15 protein-coding genes are annotated in these 15568 nt (G+C 62.3%); 7 read left to right on the top strand and 8 right to left on the bottom strand.

Translation table 11 applies throughout. From position 1 onward, the window contains the following. Positions 1-60: 60 nt before the first annotated feature. Positions 61-888: a phosphogluconate dehydrogenase C-terminal domain-containing protein gene (locus NKJ32_RS08175; RefSeq protein WP_352586635.1), complete on the bottom strand. Its 828-nt coding sequence runs from the start codon at positions 886-888 to the stop codon at positions 61-63. Between the two features lie 341 nt (positions 889-1229). Here NKJ32_RS08175 and NKJ32_RS08170 point away from each other — a divergent pair, with 341 nt between their 5' ends. The 3 genes from NKJ32_RS08170 to NKJ32_RS08160 all read left to right on the top strand — a co-directional run bounded on the left by NKJ32_RS08170 (position 1230) and on the right by NKJ32_RS08160 (position 3734). Next, entirely contained in the window at positions 1230-1904 is a 675-nt protein-coding gene (locus tag NKJ32_RS08170) for a DUF2161 domain-containing phosphodiesterase (RefSeq protein ID WP_352577760.1), read from the top strand. Between the two features lie 147 nt (positions 1905-2051). Continuing rightward, positions 2052-2477 carry a hypothetical protein gene (locus NKJ32_RS08165; protein WP_023675471.1) on the top strand — a complete coding sequence of 142 codons (426 nt, stop codon included), beginning with the start codon at positions 2052-2054 and terminating at the stop codon, positions 2475-2477. 66 nt (positions 2478-2543) lie between these two features. After that, positions 2544-3734, top strand: a complete 1191-nt coding sequence (locus tag NKJ32_RS08160) for an NADH-quinone oxidoreductase subunit D (protein ID WP_352568086.1) — start codon at positions 2544-2546, stop codon at positions 3732-3734. A 286-nt stretch (positions 3735-4020) separates the two neighbouring features. Here the strand turns inward: NKJ32_RS08160 and NKJ32_RS08155 are convergent, their stop codons facing one another. Then, positions 4021-4452, bottom strand: coding sequence for a hypothetical protein (locus NKJ32_RS08155; RefSeq protein ID WP_023675469.1), 432 nt, complete (start codon positions 4450-4452; stop codon positions 4021-4023). 475 nt (positions 4453-4927) lie between these two features. On the opposite strand from NKJ32_RS08155, the gene NKJ32_RS08150 reads away from it, so the two are divergent. From NKJ32_RS08150 to NKJ32_RS08140, 3 genes are read left to right on the top strand one after another with little or no spacing between them, the layout of a single operon-like run. After that, a complete protein-coding gene (locus NKJ32_RS08150; protein WP_352644166.1) occupies positions 4928-5896 on the top strand; it encodes an HlyD family secretion protein in 969 nt (322 codons plus the stop codon). After that, on the top strand, positions 5893-7506 hold the full coding sequence (locus tag NKJ32_RS08145) for a DHA2 family efflux MFS transporter permease subunit (protein ID WP_352827315.1): 1614 nt from the start codon (positions 5893-5895) through the stop codon (positions 7504-7506). The genes NKJ32_RS08150 and NKJ32_RS08145 overlap by 4 nt, the downstream gene beginning before the upstream one ends. Before the next feature lie 60 nt (positions 7507-7566). Beyond that, positions 7567-7734, top strand: a complete 168-nt coding sequence (locus tag NKJ32_RS08140) for a hypothetical protein (protein ID WP_084640998.1) — start codon at positions 7567-7569, stop codon at positions 7732-7734. Positions 7735-7738: 4 nt separating this feature from the next. On the opposite strand, the gene NKJ32_RS08135 is transcribed toward NKJ32_RS08140, so the two are convergent. Then, the gene (locus NKJ32_RS08135; protein ID WP_023675466.1) at positions 7739-8491 is read right to left on the bottom strand and encodes a metallophosphoesterase family protein; all 753 of its coding nucleotides are present in this window, start codon (positions 8489-8491) and stop codon (positions 7739-7741) included. Next, a complete protein-coding gene (locus NKJ32_RS08130; RefSeq protein ID WP_023675465.1) occupies positions 8484-9296 on the bottom strand; it encodes a nucleotidyltransferase family protein in 813 nt (270 codons plus the stop codon). Before NKJ32_RS08130 ends, NKJ32_RS08135 begins: the two co-directional genes overlap by 8 nt. Before the next feature lie 708 nt (positions 9297-10004). On the opposite strand from NKJ32_RS08130, the gene NKJ32_RS08125 reads away from it, so the two are divergent. Beyond that, complete coding sequence (locus tag NKJ32_RS08125; protein ID WP_352577780.1) at positions 10005-10868, top strand: hypothetical protein; 864 nt, start codon at positions 10005-10007, stop codon at positions 10866-10868. Positions 10869-10927: 59 nt separating this feature from the next. On the opposite strand, the gene amaB is transcribed toward NKJ32_RS08125, so the two are convergent. The 4 genes from amaB to NKJ32_RS08105 all read right to left on the bottom strand — a co-directional run bounded on the left by amaB (position 10928) and on the right by NKJ32_RS08105 (position 15473). Continuing rightward, the gene (gene amaB, locus NKJ32_RS08120) at positions 10928-12439 is read right to left on the bottom strand and encodes an L-piperidine-6-carboxylate dehydrogenase (protein ID WP_352690689.1); all 1512 of its coding nucleotides are present in this window, start codon (positions 12437-12439) and stop codon (positions 10928-10930) included. Positions 12440-12622: 183 nt separating this feature from the next. Next, a complete protein-coding gene (locus NKJ32_RS08115; RefSeq protein ID WP_352690515.1) occupies positions 12623-13897 on the bottom strand; it encodes an RNA polymerase sigma factor in 1275 nt (424 codons plus the stop codon). Beyond that, positions 13894-14268 carry a YciI family protein gene (locus NKJ32_RS08110; protein WP_292663532.1) on the bottom strand — a complete coding sequence of 125 codons (375 nt, stop codon included), beginning with the start codon at positions 14266-14268 and terminating at the stop codon, positions 13894-13896. The genes NKJ32_RS08115 and NKJ32_RS08110 overlap by 4 nt, the downstream gene beginning before the upstream one ends. A gap of 86 nt (positions 14269-14354) precedes the next feature. Then, positions 14355-15473, bottom strand: coding sequence for a DNA topoisomerase IB (locus NKJ32_RS08105; protein WP_352690513.1), 1119 nt, complete (start codon positions 15471-15473; stop codon positions 14355-14357). Positions 15474-15568: the final 95 nt, after the last annotated feature.

The following is a 15568-nucleotide window of genomic DNA, read 5'->3' as shown; positions in this document are numbered from 1 at the left end:
CTGGTATAATGAGTCAATGACAATTTCAGGTGACATGTTCCGGAGAACGCGTCGCTGCCCTCAAGTGATGCGCTGAATGCTCGCGGCAATCTCCTCCGGTTCGAACACCCGTTTCCAGTCGTCGCGCATCAGTACCGGCTTGCCGAACTCTATCGCCTTGTTGCAGGCGTCGGAGAACACGCCTTTGGTTTCGCCGAAGATGACGGCGCCAAGCACGTTCATATGCCCAAGCAGGAAGTCGAGCGCCGCCTGCTTGTCGACCCCGCGCGCCACCACCTCGTCGACGGCCTCTTTCATGATGACGAGCAGCGAGGCGCACACCGTTTCAGAAAGGCCGGGCTCGAGCAGCGCCATCTGATCGACCGTGACGCGATGCGAGCGCATGACCGGCGCCCAGATGATCTTTGCGATCGCCTCACCCTTGGCGAAATCTTCCTCCGGTCCCTGCATCAAGGCGCTGACCATGTGCTGCTTGGCCTTGACGCCGCCGAAATAATCCTTCTTGGCCGCCATGTCGGTCTCGTCGTTGAAGATCGGCGGATGGCACGGGTGGGTGACGAAATAGGTCAGGTCCGGCCGCTTCGGCAGGTGGCCGGCGAAAGGTGCTGCGGCGTCGAGCACGACGACCATGGTGCCTGACGCAAGCTTGCTCTCGATACTCGCCGCAACCTTGCCGATATGCGTGTCCGGAACCGCCAGGATCACCACATCGGCGCCATCAAGCGCCTCATCGGCGCTGACGGCATCGATGCCGAGGCCCGACTTAAGCCGCTCGCGGCCGGCGTCGCTGACCTCGACATGGCGTATCGTATAGGGAGATCCGCGAAAATTGGTCGACAGGCGGTAACCCATTTTGCCGCCCGCACCAAACAGCGCAATCGTTGTCATGTGTCCGTTACTCCTGAATTCCAACGACGGCCCTGCCGATCGTCATCCCATTGACTTGTACGCACATTGCCGCCGGTTGGCGGATTAGAGAACGCAGGAGAGCCGCCGCTCAAATGACGATGCCGTGGACGATGTCTCGGGCGCCCGGATGTCCAGCACAGCGCAGCTACGCGGAGCATGCTACCTTAGGTACACATTATACCAGCATACCAAATTGGCAAGCGGCCATGGCACGGCTCCGACCACTTGTTTGGCCGTCGTTTACCTCCTGTTCAACGGCAAGGAGCGATCATCGCGCTGAACCGCCGATCGGCGGGATGATTCGCAGCCGACAAAGGCGCATGCTCGAAACGTCACTCTACAGCCCGGTCAAGGCCTTCCTGGAAGGCTTGGGATTTATGGTCAAGGGCGAGATCGGCGGCTGCGATCTGCTGGCGCTGAGTGCCGACTCTCCACCGATCGTCGTCATCTGCGAGCTGAAGCTGAAGTTCAATCTCGAGCTCATCCTCCAGGGCGTCGACCGTATGGCGGCAAGCGACGAGGTCTGGCTAGCGGCATGCATGTCGGCCCGTGGCAAGGGCCGTGAGAGCGATGTGAGATACCGCAATCTCTGCCGTCGGCTCGGCTTTGGCCTGCTTGGCGTGCGACCGAACGGCGAGGTTCAGGTGCTGCTCAGCCCGACGGCATTGGCTCCGCGTCGCGATCCCCGGCGCCGCTCGAAGCTAATTGACGAACATCGGCGTCGGCAGGGCGATCCTGTCGCCGGCGGCGGCTCGCGTGCGCCGATCATGACCGCTTATCGCCAGCAGGCGCTGGCATGCGCCGCAGCCCTCGCCGACGGCCCAAAGCGGCCGCGTGACTTGAAGCCCAACCTGCCGAACGCGCCTAAGATCCTGCTGCACAATGTGTATCGCTGGTTCGCACGCACCGATCGCGGGATCTACGAACTGACCGCTCAGGGCCGTGAGGCGTTGCAGCGCTGGCCGCAGCCCGATCGCAGCCACACCGCTGCCTGAGACAGGCAACGCCGGATTTCGCGCCCTGCTTTCCGCGACAATCACGGCTTTCGGCAAGACATCACCTCGGTCACGGAACCATATTTCGACACGATGGTTTTGTCGTCACCGAATTGATCGTCCGCTGAGCAAACGGAAGGAACGGCCATGCGCCTATCGACGACAATTGCCACACTTTCGGCGCTGGCCCTTGCCTCGCCGGTCTATGCGCAATCCGTGGGACCAGAGCTTGCCCCTGTCCCGCCGACGGCCCCGCAAACCCTGCCAGAGCAAGCCACGCCCGAAGGGACCACTCCCGACCAGACTACACCTGACCAAGCCTTCTCCGCCCAGAATTTCACCGCAGTGACAATCGTGGCGATGGAGGATCTGCCTCCTGACATCAAGGCACAGGCGGAGGCCGTCGTCACCCAGACCAGCGCCGAGGATTTGCGCATCCTGCAAAGTTCGATCGACGCATCGCCGCAGGCGGCATCGGCGCTGGCGGCGAACGGGCTTAATTCCACGCAGGTCGTGGCGGCCAATATCGACGGCGACGGCACGCTGACGCTGATCATCCAGACGACGACGTGAGCGGCTGAAAGCGGACAAGCCGGCTCCGGCACGGAAACGAAGGCCGCCCGATCGCGGAGGACTGTCATGGCCGAGGCTGCAGTTCGCAACTTCACCATCAATTTCGGGCCACAACATCCCTCCGCTCACGGCGTCCTGCGGCTGGTGCTCGAACTCGACGGCGAGATCGTGGAACGCGCCGATCCCCACATCGGCCTGCTGCATCGCGGCACCGAAAAGCTCATCGAGTACAAGAACTACCTGCAGGCCTTGCCCTATTTCGACCGGCTCGACTACGTCGCGCCGATGAACCAGGAGCATGCATTCTGTCTCGCCGCCGAGAAGCTCCTCGAAATATCGGTTCCGAAACGCGGACAGCTCATCCGCGTGCTTTTCTGCGAAGTAGGCCGGCTGTTATCGCACCTCCTCAACGTCACCACGCAAGCCATGGACATCGGCGCGCTGACGCCGCCGCTCTGGGGTTTCGCCGAGCGCGAGAAGCTGATGGTCTTTTATGAGCGCGCGTCCGGCGCCCGCATGCACGCGAATTATTTCAGGGTCGGCGGCGTGCATCAGGATCTGCCGCCGGAACTCCTCGACGACATCTGGAAGTTCTGCGATCCGTTCCTCAAGGTCTGCGACAATCTCGAAGAGCTGTTGACCGAGAACCGCATTTTCAAGCAGCGCAATGTCGATGTCGGCGTGATCGGCCTCGACGATGCCTGGGCCTGGGGCTTTTCCGGCGTGATGGTGCGCGGATCGGGCGCGTCCTGGGACCTGCGCAAGGCGCAGCCATACGAATGCTATTCGGAGATGGATTTCGATATCCCGGTCGGCAAGCATGGCGACTGCTACGACCGCTATCTCGTCCGCATGGAGGAAATGCGCCAGTCGGTCCGGATCATGCGGCAATGTCTGGAAAAGTTGCGCTCACCCGAAGGCCAGGGACCGGTCGCGATCCCGAACCGCAAGATCACGCCGCCGCCGCGTGCCACGATGAAGCGCTCGATGGAAGCGACGATCCACCACTTCAAACTTTATACCGAAGGCATTCGCGTGCCGAGCGGCGAAGTCTATGCCGCCGTCGAGGCGCCGAAGGGTGAATTCGGCGTCTACCTCGTGTCGGACGGGGGCAACGTTCCCTACCGATGCAAGATCCGCGCACCTTCCTTCGCCCACCTGCAAGCGATGGATTTCCTGTCCCGAGGCCATATGATCGCCGATGTTGCCGCGATCATCGGCTCGCTCGACATCGTGTTCGGAGAAATCGATCGCTAGTTTAGCCAGGTCGCAGGATCTTCCCCGATCGCAGGATCATTCGTCGTTAGTAGCCGCGCAGGCAGGCCTGGACGGCGCTCGACCGCCGGTCAGACGAAGGCCCTCACCTGCGGCGGGCCAGCTCAAATTCTCACATCAAAGACGGACGCATGGCCGCGACAAGGCGCAGCCAAGCGTCGAGGAGTTTCACAATCTGCGCGGCCCGACGGGGCACGAGCCCTTCCAAGTTCGGAAGCGCTCTCCACGGCGCGGAAAGAACGCGTGTTCCGCCGTTCCTCGTACCGCCTCAATGCACGATCAAGCCCTTCATCCAGGCAACAAATCTGTTGCCGCGAACTATCCCGCGCACCCTGGCAGCGGCCCATCTCGCTTGCATCGTAGCGCCGACATGGCAATGGCAGACGATTTGGTGCAACTGCCGGTCGCTCAGTTCGAAGAAGCGCTTTGCCTCACCATAGGTATCATCGCTGAGGCCCATGGCACGCAGAACCGGATCCTCAAAGGCGACAGTGAGCGGCGTCCCAGCGCCACGCGATCTGTCACGCGCTTCCCTGTTCATATATTCGGTGCCTGGAAGCGCCCCAAGGCATCGCGTCGGGTTTTGTTCGAGAAGTTCCGCCCAACGTTCAATCCGCTGGGTTCGAGTCATCGCCGGATACGCCGCGAAGGACTCAACTTCCGCGACGGCCTGCAGTTGGTCGAGTGTTTGATGTTTCATGGTCGGCTCCTGTCGACAGGTGAATTCGCCCACGCCTACATGAGCAATTATCGCGCCATGGAGCGCTGACAAGGCCGGACCATCGCAACATGAGGCGTACGGATCACCTGCCCGGTGAAGCGGCGCTCGAATTCCGACGCGCCCCCGCCTGTGTTCGATGTCGACCCGTTAACCGAACCCGTTTCCGGACAGGAACTTTTGCGGAAGCTTGCCGTTTGGCTTTGCGTCCGCTTCGGCGGCTGCAATATCAGTCTTGAAAGCAATTCCGTTGGACACGAAGCCTCAACGCGTCGAGCAAGACGTCGAGCCTGTAAATGAAACCCGGGAGCAACCGGCCCCGGTTCGAGAATCTCGTGAGCGATCGGCAGAGCCCCGGCAGGAAAAACCCGACGGGAATGCCTCGCAACGAAAGGCCGGTCTGCTCGGCTTTCCCAGGCGCCATCCCTATGCGGCCGCAGCCATCGCGCTTGCGCTGTTGCTCGTCGCGGCAGGCATCGCGATCTGGTGGCTGAACGCTCGCCAGTACGAATCGACCGACGACGCCTTCATAGATGCGCGCACAGTGACGATCGGTGCGCAAATAGCCGGCCGCCTTACCGAGCTGGCGGTTACCGACAATCAGCATGTACAGGCGGGCGATGTCCTCCTGCGTGTCGACGACAGCGACTATCAGGCAAACCTGAAGCAGGCCGACGCCGGCGTCACCGCGGCCGAGGCCGAAATCGTCAATGTCGCCGCCCAGATCGAGGCTCAAAACGCAAAGGTAAACGCTGCCCAGAGGCAGGTTGCACAGGCCAAGGCAGCGCTGGATTTCGCCAAGGCCGAGGATCAACGCAATCGCGAACTCCTGGCCAGGGGCACAGCAACGCAGCAGCAGGCGCAGCAGGCGGCATCGACGCTGCGTCAGGACCAGGCCGCGCTGGACAGCGCCGAGGCCAATGTCGCCTCCGCAAAAAGCCAGGTTTCGGTCTTGCAGGCACAGGCCAGGAGCGCCGAGGCGCAGCTCGAGCAGGCAAAGGCCAGCCAGGAGCAAGCCCGCACGACGCTGTCGCGCACGACTATCACAGCACCCGCAGCCGGGCGCGCAACGAGCATTTCCGCCGCTAAGGGCACCTACGCCCAACCCGGCCAGGTATTGATGATGTTCGTTCCCGACGAGGTCTGGGTGAAGGCCAATTTCAAGGAGACGCAGCTCGATCTGATGCGGCAGGGACAGCCGGTCGACATCGACATCGACGCCTACCCGGACAAGTCCTTCCATGGCCGCGTCGACAGTATTCAGGCCGGCAGCGGCACCGCCTTCAGCCTCCTGCCGGCCGAAAATGCCACGGGCAATTACGTCAAGGTGGTGCAGCGCGTGCCGGTCAAGATCGTCTTCGACAAGCCGCCGGATGTGCTTCTCGGCCCGGGCCTGTCGGTGGTGCCGACGGTCAAGGTGCGATGAGCGGCGAAACCGCCAGAAATCAGGATGAAAGCCGATCCGCCGCCGGGACACACAATCCGTGGCTCATCGCCGTTGTCGTCTCCATCGCCACTTTCATGCTGGTGCTGGACACCTCGATCGCCAATGTCGCCCTGCGCAACATCGCCGGCAGCCTGGCGGCCGGAATGGATGAAAGCACCTGGGTGATTACCACCTATCTCGTTGCCAACTCGGTGATCATCCCGGTCAGCGGCTGGCTGGCAAGCGTCATCGGCCGCAAGCGCTACTACATGCTCTGCGTTGCGACCTTCACCCTCGCGTCGCTGCTGTGCGGACTGGCGCCCAACCTGGAACTGCTCATCCTGTTCAGGGTCCTTCAGGGCCTCGGCGGCGGCGGCATGGCGCCAAGCGAGCAATCGATCCTTGCCGACACCTTTCCGCCTGAAAAGCGCTCGCAGGCCTTCGCGCTTTACGGCATTGCCGTCATCATCGCACCGACGGTCGGGCCGACGATCGGCGGCTGGCTGACGGACCATTTCTCCTGGCACTGGATCTTTTTCATCAACGTGCCGTTCGGCATCCTGTCGCTGGCCCTGGTGCAATGGCTGTTGGTCGAACCGGACGTACTCGAACGCGAACGCAAGGAACGGCTGAAGGGCGGCCTGAAGATCGACGGGATCGGGTTCGTCCTGGTGGCGATTGCCTTGGGGTGCCTGGAGATTTTTCTCGACCGGGGCCAGCGCTACGATTGGTTCGCCTCGGATTTCATCACCACTTTCGCAGTGATTTCGGCGATCGCGTTCCTGCTGCTTATCCCATGGGAACTCAGTCGCAGCGATCCGGTCGTCGACATGCGCCTATTGTTCACGCGCCAATTCGGCACGGCCTTCCTGGTCATGATGGCGGTCGGTGCTATCCTGTTCAGCACCACCCAGATCGTGCCGCAGCTGCAGCAGACGACATTTGCCTACACCGCGACGCTCTCGGGCCTTTCGATGATGCCGGGCGGCATCGCCATGCTGATCTTGATGCCGGTGTCCGGATTTGTAGGCAGCATCGTGCAACCCAAATACCTGATCATGATGGGCATGTCGGTGGTCGCAGTGGCCCTCTGGCATATGACCTCGCTCACCCCGGACGCCAGCTTCCGCTTCTTTGCCTTTGCCCGTGTTTTCCTGATGGTCGGGCTGCCGTTCCTGTTCATTCCCATCTCGACCGCGGCCTATGTCGGCCTGCCCCCGCAGAAGACCAACCAGGCATCGGCGCTGATCAACGTTGCACGCAATATCGGCGGCAGCATCGGCGTCTCGCTGTCCAACACCGTCATTGCGCAAAGCTCCCAGATCCATCAATCGAATCTGGTCGCCCACACCGTGCAGTCGTCGCCCGCCTATCAGCAGGCGCTTCGGCAGGCGACCGAGCATTTCGTCGCCCAGGGTTCGCCGATGGTCGAGGCGAAGCAGCAGGCGATCGGCTGGCTTGGCCAGTTGATCGCCCGCCAGGCCACGCTGCTCGCCTATGTCGATGTCTTCCGCTACTGCGCGGTTGCAACCGCCCTGCTCGTTCCGCTTGCTCTGCTGCTGCGATCAAGCAAGTCGGGCAGCAGACAGGCGAATCCGGAGATGGGCTGACCAGAAGGCGGGAACCAGCTGACCCATTGCGTTGTTCTGCGCCAAGAGGAGATGATCACGATGGCCACTATTCCCACACCCGAGCCAACCCCGACCCCGGTGCCGCCGCCTCCCATCCCCGATCCCAAGCCCGTGCGTGAGCCGGACCCCGACAGGCTTCCCGACGAGGACCCCATTCCCAATCCGGATGAAAACGATATTCCGCCGAAGCGGGCGTTCAACATCTAGCCTATTAGATTTCGAGCACAGCGTAGGGGCGGCCGGTCGGCTTGGCGACATGCATGGCAACGTTATAGACCGACGCCCCGCCCGGTGTGCGGCCCTCGTAGGCGCCGCGATGCGCATGGCCATGCACCACCGCGCTGACCTGGAACCGGTCTATTGTCTCGGCCAGGCGTGACGAACCGAGAAACGGGAAGATCTCCAGCGGCTCGCCTTCGACCGTCTCGACGACAGGCGCGTAGTGCAGAACGACAAGCGTGCGTTTGGCGCGGACCTGCCTCATCGCGTTTTCAAGCCGCATCGCTTCGTTCACGCTTTCCGCCACCATTGACTTGATCGCCGGTTCGCCGAAGGAGCCGAGCATGCGCGATCCAAAACCGCCAACGAAACCCTTGACCCCGACGAACCCGACCTCGTGAATCTCCGTCGCCTCGCCGTCGAGCAGGTGAACGCCCGCCTGGCGCAGAATGTCGGTGACCTGCTCGACGGCGCCTGACTCATAGTCGTGGTTGCCAAGTACGGCGACGACCGGGATCGTGCAGGCACGCAGTTCCTCGGCAAGGATTTCGGCCTCCCGAGGCTTGCCGAGATTGGTAAGGTCGCCCGTCAGCACGAGAACCTGGGCTGCACGCGACATCTCGCCGAAAAGATCGCGGTACGAGGCCTGGTCCTCCTTGCCGACATGCAGATCGCCAATGGCGGCGACTTTGAGTGCGCTGCCGTTTTCCGCCTTCGGCGAAGCAGTTTCGAGCTCGTCAGCCATTGCTATGTTCTCCTTCACCGCCGACGTCGGCAAAACCCCAGTCGTTGACGTCGATCTCATAGTCAGTTCGTGAAAGCATGCGCCCACGGCAGATTTTCATCCGGGAAGGTGGCAATTCGCGCTGCTTGGCCAGCCGGTCAAGCAGCTCGTCGAGCAGCCAGGCGGGCACGCGGCCCCGCTCCGTCGGATAGATCCATCGGAAGTTCAAGAGATGCATCAGCAGAACTTCCCAATGGACTTCCATGTAGGAAAGCAGCCTTTGCCAGTCGATCTGGTCGTGGGCCTTGAGGATGGTATGCGAGATGTCGGCACCATCGTGGCGACCGCGGTCCTGGATGAAACTTTTGGACCAGATAAGCTCGGTGGGCCCGATGATCCGCACCTGGCTGCCCAGCAATTCGCCCTGACGGGCGTGCTCCAGCCACTGGTCGTCGACAGGCATTGTGCCGTTCATCGAGGCGAAAATGACGTCGAAAAAATGGGTGCCCTTGAACACTTTGCCGAGCCACCGGTCGTCCTCGACCACGACGGCGTAGCCGATCTGCTTAAAATGGGCGAGGATGCGCGGGCAGTCGCCGGCCTTGCAGAAAATGTCGAGATCCTTGGTCTGGCGGATGATCCCGGTATAGGCGCTTACGGCATAGGTGCCGGCGACGAGAAAGGGGATGCCGGTCGCGACAAGTTCGCGGATCGCTTCGATATAAAAGACCTCCGCTTCGGCATTGCGAAGCGTCGGGGCGGCTTTTGGATCGACCGACGGAACGGATGCCGGGATAGCACTTTTCGGTGGAGGATCGATGATCATAGCAATGGCTCCTGGCCCGGCAGACCAGCAGCCGCCTGTATCTAATAGCCAAGCATGCCCGATGGTTCCCGCCGTTACGCGGCACTGCCGCTCTCGCCTGCTGCATCAGGCGGACACGCCGCCGTGGCAGGCCTTCGAAGCGGTCATGGTTGTCGGCTGCGGCGCGGCCCTAAAATGATATGTGAGCGGTCATTTTTGACGTCAAGATCGCAGCGCGGTCAGCCTCAAGCACGTCGAGGCGGAGTGGGCCCGCTATCGTCCTCGGGTCCGGAAAGGATTGGCTTCAACATGGTTCCCGAGCTGTCGGAGGCGCTGCGCACTCGGCGCAACAGCCACTTGAGCGCCCGTGGCCAGACCGACTCTGTTTGCCGGAAAGCTGCAGGCGGCGTGGCGAAAAGGCCATTCTCCATTTTGTAGTCCCTCACTGTCTCAGTCCAATCAGCGTTCTTCAACGAGCAAAGCTTGTGTTGGTTCCGCGTCGCCATCGGCGGGAGCACGGGCTGGACAGGCGAAGTCATCATTGGTGGGTTCGAGCGGGCTGGCCCTCTGCAGCGAAATCAGTGGCCTCGGCGATCAAGTCGCGGAATTCAGCCCACTAGCCGGCGGGATTCAGCTCGTATCCTGATGCGCCGGCTCTGGACACGACCCGCGAAGGCTGAAATTGTGATCGGCATTTTCCAGTTGCAAATTTGGTTGGGCTCGGCGGGGATGGCGCTGGTTTCTGAAGACATTGCCAGCCATCCGGCACTGCGTCGCCATGTCCAGGCTCAGTCGCGGACGCTTCTCCAGACCTATGAAGCGAACCCGCGGCTGGCTTCCGTATTCGCCACGCAACAGCGTTGGCTGATGGCCCATATCGGCCTTGGCTTGTATTTCAATCGAGAGCCGGACGATCATCGCAAGGGACTTACGTCCGCACGGTTCATGGACGACATCTGCCGGCATTCGGTGGCCAGCCGCAACACCGCCGATGCCTTCCTGAAGGAGATGCTGCATTACGGTTTCATCCGGCATCTGCCGATTAAATATGGGCGCATCCGCCCCTTTGAGCCGACCGCGGGCACTCTGGAGACGGTTGCCGGCTGGGTCATGGCTCATCTGAAAACGCTGGACAGCCTGGATGGTGGATCTCGACTGGCTGCATTCGTCGCACAACCGGACGTACTCGCCAAACTGCAGCCGCTGGTGGCCGACGGCCTGCTTTCGTCGCATGCCGTGCGGCAGCCAAAACAGACTTTTTCCTTGTTCACCTGGCTCGACAATGGCGGCATCGTCATGGATTGGCTGATGTCCGGCGTCGACCCCGATCATGCCGACCTGGACCGAATCCCGACCGGTGTCGTCTCAATCGGGGATTTCGCGAACTGGCTCAAGCTTTCCCGCACTCACCTGTCACGCAAATTGCGCGATGCCGAGGAACTCGGCAGCATCGGCTGGCTGGGCCAGCGTGGTCATTCGGTCATGTGGGTGTCGAGCGAGTTCTACCAGGAATACATGACCGCCCAGGCGGTCAAGCTCGCCATCATCGATGCAGCCTTCGACAATTGTGTTGTAACTTCCGAAACCAGCTGAACCGCGAGCCGACCGCCGTCGTGGCAGCCTTGGCGCCGCCGCGACGGAGGTCTGGCATTTCAATCGATGTCGAACGACACGCCCTGCGCAAGCGGCAGCGCCTTGGAATAATTCACCGTATTGGTAGCGCGCCGCATATAGGCCTTCCAGGCATCGGAGCCGCTCTCGCGGCCGCCGCCGGTTTCCTTCTCGCCACCGAAGGCACCGCCGATCTCGGCCCCTGACGTGCCTATATTGACGTTGGCGATGCCGCAGTCCGATCCGTCGACGCTAAGAAAGCGCTCGGATTCCTGCAGGTCGCGGGTAAAGATCGAGGATGACAGCCCCGCTCCCACCGCGTTGTGCTCGGCGAGCACGGCGTCGAAGTCAGAATATTTCATCACATAGAGGATCGGCGCGAAGGTCTCCTCCGTCACCGGCGAAACCTGCCGCGGCATTTCGACCAGCGCCGGACGCACGTAGTAAGCCTCAGGCTGGCCGTTCTCGACCCGCATTCCGCCGGTTGCCGTGCCGCCATGCGAAGCCGCCTCCTCCAGCGCCTTCTGCATGTTCTCGTAGGCAGCCTTGTCGATCAGCGGGCCAACCAGAGCGCTTGTCTCCAGCGGATTGCCGACCGAGACGCTCTCATAAGCCTTCTTCAGGCGCGGAACGAGCTGGTCATAGACGCTCTCATGCACGAACAGGCGCCTGAGCGTCGTGCAGCGCTGACCGGCCGTGCCCATGGCGCCGAAGGCGATGGCACGCAGCGCCATGTCGAGATCGGCCGTTGGGCAGACGATGCCGGCATTGTTGCCGCCGAGCTCCAGCACGGCACGCGCGAAGCGCTTCGCCAGGCGCGGACCGACATCCCGGCCCATGCGGGTCGAGCCGGTGGCCGAAACCAGCGGCACCTTCGGATGGTCCACCATGATCTCTCCGACCGCGCGATCACCGATCAGCACCGGCGCCAGCCCTTCCGGGGCATCGCCGAAACGCTTTGCCGCGCGCTTGAAGATTGCTTCGCAGGCGAGCGCCGTCAGCGGCGTCTTCTCAGACGGCTTCCACACAACCGCGTCGCCGCAGACCAGCGCGAGTGCCGCGTTCCACGACCATACCGCCACCGGAAAGTTGAAGGCCGAAATGACGCCGACCACGCCGAGCGGATGCCAGGTTTCCATCATGCGATGGCCGGGACGCTCGGTGGCGATGGTCAGGCCGTACAATTGCCGAGAAAGACCGACGGCGAAATCGCAGATGTCGATCATCTCCTGCACTTCGCCAAGACCCTCGGATGGGATCTTGCCAACTTCGATCGATACCAACCGGCCAAGCTCGGCCTTGTGTGTGCGCAATTCCTCGCCGAGCAGCCGTACCAGCTCGCCACGCTTGGGAGCTGGTACCTGCCGCCACGCCAGGAAAGCTTTGTGGGCATTGTCGATGGTCGTTGCCGCATCGGCCGGCGAGATGGTCTTCAGCGCGGCGATCTGCTCGCCAGTCACCGGGCTGCGCACGATAAGATCGCCGCCCGTAAGCGCGCGCTCGGCAACGCCCAGTTTCGCCAGAAGCCCGGCCGTTTCCTTCGCAATCGTCATTTTCATCCCTTTCAGATCCCGTCGCTCATATGGCGTCGGTCCAAGCCTTGCGCCATACCCGCTCCCTGCCGGTCGGCACACCAGGCGCTGTCATGGCGTGGCATTACGCGTTTCAGGGAGAAATCGCCACCCCGGCATGGTCCAAGCCGGTGTCCGACTGTTGAACCAGCCAGATAGAGCGAACTAGCGTGCCGTCTTGGCGGTTTCCGGCACGGCGCTTTCTTTCATCAGCCGGTCGATATGCATGCGGATATGCGCTGCCTCGGCGGCCGTATTGGCAAGCGCGATGGCGCGGTCGAAAGCGACGCGCGCCTCCTCGCCGCGGCCAAGCTGCATCAGCAGTCCGCCCTCGAGGCCGAAGAAATGGAAATAGCCGGAAAGCCTTCCCTCCAGCGGCTCGATCATGGCGAGTGCGGCTTCCGGTCCACGCACCTTGGAGACCGCGACGGCGCGGTTGAGCGTCACCACCGGCGACGGCTGCATCTGCTCAAGCAGGCCGTAGAGCAGGTCGATCTCGTTCCAGTCCGTGTCCTCGGGCTTTTCCGCCCGCGCATGCAGTGCGGCGATCGCCGCTTGCACCTGGTAGGGACCGGGCTTGCGATGGCGCAACGCCTTATCGACCAGCGCCAGGCCTTCATCGATCATCTTGCGGCTCCACAGGCTGCGGTCCTGGTCTTCGAGCAGCACGATCTCGCCGTTCTCGTCGAAGCGAGCCGGCGAGCGTGCATGCTGCAGCAGCAACAGCGCCGTCAGCCCCATGATCTCCGGCTCGGTCTGGAACAGCCTGAGCAGCAGCCGGGCCAGCCGGATCGCCTCTTCGCAAAGCGGCGCACGCGCCGAAGCCTCGCCGCTGTTGCTGGAATAGCCTTCGTTGAAGATCAAGTAGACCATGGCGGCGACGGCGGCGAGCCGTTCGGAGCGCTCGACCGCTCCCGGCGTCTCGAACGGCACCCCGGCGTCGGCGATACGCGCCTTGGCGCGCGTGATACGCTGCTCCATGGCGCTTTCACCGACGAGGAAGGCGCGGGCGATCTGCTTGACCGTCAGGCCGGAGACGATGCGCAACGCCACCGCGATCTGCTGTGTGGCCGGCAGGTCGGGATGGCAGCAGATAAACAGCAGCCGCAAAATATCGTCGCGGTAATGCGCCCCGTCCAGCCGCTCGGCGACGTCGCTCTCGGCATCCTCCAGATCGGAGATCTGGTCCTCCTCCGGCAGCGGCGCCTGCTTGGCCCGCTTGCGCACCGCATCGATGCCGCTGTTGCGGCCGACGAAAATCAGCCAAGCTGCCGGATCGCGCGGAGGACCGTTTTTCGGCCAGTTGTTCAGTGCCCTCAGGCAGGCGTCCTGGAATGCTTCCTCCGCCGCGTCGAGGTCGCGGAAGTAGCGCAGCAATGCCCCCATCACCTGCGGGCGAGCGGTGCTGATTGCCGTGCTGATCCAGGCGAGTTCGGTCATGCGGAAACCTTGGCGGGATTGAAGAGCGAGACCGGCCGGATTTCATAGGAGCCGCCGCTCGGGTTGACCTCGGAAAGCTCGCGCGCGAAGTCGACGGCCTCATCGAGGTCGGCGCATTCGAGCGTGTAGAAGCCGAGGAACTGTTCCTTGGTTTCGGCAAACGGGCCGTCGATGACGATCGATTCGCCCTTGACCTTCCTCAGCGTCGTCGCCGCGGTCGTCGGCAAGAGCCGCGCCACCGGGCCAAGCCGGCCCGCCTGGGCATATTTTTCCTGCACACCGATAAGCTTTTCCATGACTGCGTCGTCCTGCTCCTTGCTCCAGGAGCAGACGACGTCTTCCGAGGCATAGCAGAGGATCGCGTAGAGCATGGGTCGTCCTTTTCTCTATCAAAGGACGAAACACTAGGACCGATGCCGACATGGCGTCGACAAAAAAATACGCCCCCGGTCTGGCGTCAGTCCCTCGCCTTCAGCCATCTCAAGACCAAGGCCTCCTCGTCGTCGAGCCCGGCGATCGAGCGCTTGCCTTTGTTGGCATCCGCCATTTCGTCCAGCAGCCGTCCTTCGGACCAGGCGCGGAACACTTCCGGATGGATGTAGCATTGGCGACAAACCGCGCGTGTGTTGCCGAGCCGATCGGCAACCTTGTCGATGACACTGTTCATCACCCTCTTTTGCTGCGCCTGGCTTTCCGGACGTTCGGTTTGCGCAAACAGCGACGCCGCATGGATGGTGCCGCCCCAGGTTCTGAAGTGCTTGGAGCTGAACTCCGCTCCGGCGTTCTCCCTGATATAGCGGTTGACGTCGTCTGAGCGCACCGGATGCCTGTTTCGGTCCTCGTCGAGATACTGGAACAGTTTTTGGCCCGGCAGGTCCTGCGCTCCACGCACGACCTTGGCAATCCGGCGATCGACAAGCTTCAATCTCCATTCCTTGCCGGATTTACCGATGAAGGCAAAGCGCAGGCTCGAGCCCTTGATGTCGACATGGCGGTCACGCAGCGTGGTCAGCCCAAAACTCTTGTTGTCGCGGGCATAGGCGGCATTGCCGACACGGATCATCGTGTTGTCGAGCAGCCAGACGATAGCCGCAACGACGCGTTCCAGCGGTAGGCCGTGACGGCGCAAATCGACGTCGATCTGCCGCCGCAGTTCGGGCAGGCTTTCGGCGAAGGCGATCAGGCTCGAATATTTGACGCCGTCACGCTCCTCCGCCCAGTGCGGGTGATAGCGGTATTGTTTGCGTCCGCGCTGGTCCCGACCGGTCGCCTGGATATGACCATCGGGGTCTGGCGAGATCCACACATCCGTCCAGGCCGGTGGAATGGCGAGCGCCTTGATGCGTGCCAGCGCCTCCCCGTCGACAATCCGCCCGTCGGGTCCTTTGTACGAGAACCCTTTGCCCGAACGCAGCCGGCGAATACCGGGTTCAGTGTCGGTGACATAGTTGAGCGAGGCCCGAACGGCCGAGGCTTGCGCGCCGTTCTCCAGCGCTCCGTTCTGCGGCACCCCGTTTTTTGGTGCAGCTTTCCTCACAGCCGATTGGCCAGACGACGACCCGGATTTGTCCAGCATGTCCTCTCCACGGAATTTCCGTAGATAAGCCGCTTGCCGGCTGCGGGTTCCAACGCCTCTTGATCTCTTGGTTCCAGAACAGCCTATCGACGTCG

The sequence above is a fragment of the Mesorhizobium sp. M0159 genome (assembly GCF_040322295.1).
In the GTDB taxonomy this organism is placed as follows: Bacteria; Pseudomonadota; Alphaproteobacteria; order Rhizobiales; family Rhizobiaceae; genus Mesorhizobium.
The sequence above is the reverse complement of the archived record's forward strand: the minus strand, read 5'-3'. Positions and strand labels throughout refer to the sequence as shown.

What these genes read in the sequence shown, in the direction of transcription:
- NKJ32_RS08135 (WP_023675466.1), bottom strand. Translation starts at nt 8,491, where the DNA reads ATGGCTGACGAGCTCGAAACTGCTTCGCCGAAGGCGGAAAACGGCAGC.
- NKJ32_RS08160 (WP_352568086.1), top strand. Translation starts at nt 2,544, where the DNA reads ATGGCCGAGGCTGCAGTTCGCAACTTCACCATCAATTTCGGGCCACAA.
- NKJ32_RS08115 (WP_352690515.1), bottom strand. Translation starts at nt 13,897, where the DNA reads ATGACCGAACTCGCCTGGATCAGCACGGCAATCAGCACCGCTCGCCCG.
- NKJ32_RS08155 (WP_023675469.1), bottom strand. Translation starts at nt 4,452, where the DNA reads ATGAAACATCAAACACTCGACCAACTGCAGGCCGTCGCGGAAGTTGAG.
- NKJ32_RS08110 (WP_292663532.1), bottom strand. Translation starts at nt 14,268, where the DNA reads ATGCTCTACGCGATCCTCTGCTATGCCTCGGAAGACGTCGTCTGCTCC.
- NKJ32_RS08125 (WP_352577780.1), top strand. Translation starts at nt 10,005, where the DNA reads ATGGCGCTGGTTTCTGAAGACATTGCCAGCCATCCGGCACTGCGTCGC.
- NKJ32_RS08145 (WP_352827315.1), top strand. Translation starts at nt 5,893, where the DNA reads ATGAGCGGCGAAACCGCCAGAAATCAGGATGAAAGCCGATCCGCCGCC.
- NKJ32_RS08175 (WP_352586635.1), bottom strand. Translation starts at nt 888, where the DNA reads ATGACAACGATTGCGCTGTTTGGTGCGGGCGGCAAAATGGGTTACCGC.
- NKJ32_RS08130 (WP_023675465.1), bottom strand. Translation starts at nt 9,296, where the DNA reads ATGATCATCGATCCTCCACCGAAAAGTGCTATCCCGGCATCCGTTCCG.
- NKJ32_RS08170 (WP_352577760.1), top strand. Translation starts at nt 1,230, where the DNA reads ATGCTCGAAACGTCACTCTACAGCCCGGTCAAGGCCTTCCTGGAAGGC.
- amaB (WP_352690689.1), bottom strand. Translation starts at nt 12,439, where the DNA reads ATGACGATTGCGAAGGAAACGGCCGGGCTTCTGGCGAAACTGGGCGTT.
- NKJ32_RS08140 (WP_084640998.1), top strand. Translation starts at nt 7,567, where the DNA reads ATGGCCACTATTCCCACACCCGAGCCAACCCCGACCCCGGTGCCGCCG.
- NKJ32_RS08165 (WP_023675471.1), top strand. Translation starts at nt 2,052, where the DNA reads ATGCGCCTATCGACGACAATTGCCACACTTTCGGCGCTGGCCCTTGCC.
- NKJ32_RS08105 (WP_352690513.1), bottom strand. Translation starts at nt 15,473, where the DNA reads ATGCTGGACAAATCCGGGTCGTCGTCTGGCCAATCGGCTGTGAGGAAA.